The following is a 1,626-nucleotide window of genomic DNA, read 5'->3' on the forward strand; positions in this document are numbered from 1 at the left end:
TGCGGTCGGCCCTGTCAAGTTGACAGATGAAATAATATAAAATTTTGTCTGTTTCTAAATGGCTTCATTCCAGTATTCGTCTGGGGTGAGGCCATTTCTTTGCGCTGAACGATTCAGATGATTGAAGTAGATGATTCCTTCTTCGACCAGTCGAGTCAGTTCGGCTAGCGTCTTCGCCAGTGGATGCCGATCCATCCACCTGAGCTTGAATTCATTCCACCAGCGTTCCATCGGTGCGTTGTCGTATGGCGTGCCCGGCTGCGACATACTGCGCTTGACGTTAAACTGGCCTATGTAGTGATTGAACGAATACGACGTGTATGCAGACCCACGATCCGTGTGGATGAGCGGATGCACATCACCAGCGACCGCGAATGCGCGCTGGAAGGTCTGAATCTCTGCGGCACTAGTCTCTGTCTCACTCAGGTTAAAGGATATTAAGCGACGGCCATATAGGTCTAGGACGCCGCTGAGTCGCATCTTGTACTCACCATTCACGCCATAAGTCAGCTCCGTTGAATCAGACAGCCATACTTGATTTGGCCCGGTCACATCGAAGTTCTGGTTGAGCAGATTGTCTTGCAGATACTGTTCGTTCTGCTTGATGCGATTGTGTCGCTTAGGGCGCACTTGGCATCTGATGTTCAGCTCGCGCATCACGCGTCGAACCTGCTTGAGTGTGACTGGGAAGTCGATCAACTCATCTTGCTGAAGGTTGACTAGAAGGTTCCCCGCGCCAATGCCCTGGTGGTGAAAATCGAACCAGTATTGAACACGTTCCTTGAGTAAGCGGTCGCGACATTCCCATGCCGTTTCTTGCCGTTTTAGGCCCTTGTAGTAGGCCTGACGAGTGACCCCGATGATTTCTAATAGTTTGGTGATGGTGCCGTGGTTGCCGTCACTGACCTCTCTTATTGCGCGGTAAGCCAGTTGGTGTTGTTTGTTCACCCCTTGCGCTGAAGTTCCAGCAATTTTTTTGCGAAGCGTTCCACAAGTTCCTTATCTGCCAACTCAGCCTTCAGCTGCCGTACTTCCAGCTTGAGCTTCTCGACTTCGGTCAATTCGCTAGCGTCCTTGTGGTGACCGCGATTATCCACGAGCGCCTCGTAGCCGCCGTCTCGGGCCTTTAAGACCCAAGAACGGGCCTGTTGGTAAGAGACTTGAAAGTGCTCGGCGGTCTCGGTGTAAGAGTGCTTGCCCTTGGTCACGTACTCAACGATCTTGATGCGTTCGTCGAAGGTAGTTTTCCGACTCATGGTGGGGACCTGCTTTCTTGACGGCGAGGCCGTCAGAGGTTTATCCCCATTATACTTGGAAACCCAATCCTTTACTTGACTTGCCCCACGCAAACCATACTTGATGGCCAGACCCAGAGCTGATCCTTCACCGTTTAGGAAAGCTTGAACTACCTCCAGCTTGAGAGATTTTGAATAGTGATTATTTTTCCGAGCCTCCGTCAGCCCATTCACCCCGTCACGCTCATACCTGACCTGCCAGCGCCTTAAGGTTTCTGGATCAATACCGTGTTGTCTTGCGAACGTCTGAAAGGGAAGACCTGACTGTTGGTATTCATTTAGTATGGCAAGCTTCTCCTCGGCTGTGTGCTTTGATCTGGGCATACAAAAA

General features: G+C 51.0%; 2 protein-coding genes. Both read right to left on the reverse strand.

The window, feature by feature from the left end; all coding sequences use genetic code 11:
* Positions 1 to 54: 54 nt before the first annotated feature.
* Complete coding sequence (locus tag JUE67_RS12600; RefSeq protein WP_203628658.1) at positions 55 to 948, reverse strand: IS3 family transposase; 894 nt, start codon at positions 946 to 948, stop codon at positions 55 to 57.
* A partial coding sequence (locus tag JUE67_RS12605) for a helix-turn-helix domain-containing protein (RefSeq protein WP_225877969.1) occupies positions 945 to 1,626 on the reverse strand: 682 nt, incomplete at its 5' end. The genes JUE67_RS12605 and JUE67_RS12600, both read right to left, overlap by 4 nt.

The organism is Lacticaseibacillus mingshuiensis, assembly GCF_016861785.1.
Lineage (GTDB): Bacteria > Bacillota > Bacilli > Lactobacillales > Lactobacillaceae > Lacticaseibacillus > Lacticaseibacillus mingshuiensis.